Below are 287 nucleotides of genomic sequence, written 5' to 3' on the forward strand. Positions count from 1 at the left end.
AATTCCGTACCTAACTGATAGTCTTGATTATTAAGAATTCGTTCTCTTACGGTATAGGCATAGAGATGACCTGCTCCATCGGTTGCTGGAAGGTCAGTCCATGGATAGCTGGTCGTACCGTTTACCAATTCAATCGTACTAACCACTTCTTCAAACTGACTTCCATCCCCTTCAACAAAGGAGTGCTTGTTAACATCGAAGTCTGAGTTCAAGATCTGATCGGTTACCCGTCTCAACAATTCCAAAGTAATGGTTGGCTTAACTTTTGGTCCACCTACCCATACCTT

At 42.9% G+C, this 287-nt stretch carries 1 protein-coding gene; it reads right to left on the reverse strand.

Translation table 11 applies throughout. The annotated features are described in order from the left end of the window. The coding region (locus HMPREF2758_RS06995) for a Cna B-type domain-containing protein (RefSeq protein ID WP_148128893.1) at positions 1-287 on the reverse strand (287 nt) is incomplete at both ends.

The sequence above is a fragment of the Facklamia sp. HMSC062C11 genome (assembly GCF_001810675.1).
Taxonomy (GTDB): domain Bacteria; phylum Bacillota; class Bacilli; order Lactobacillales; family Aerococcaceae; genus Facklamia; species Facklamia hominis.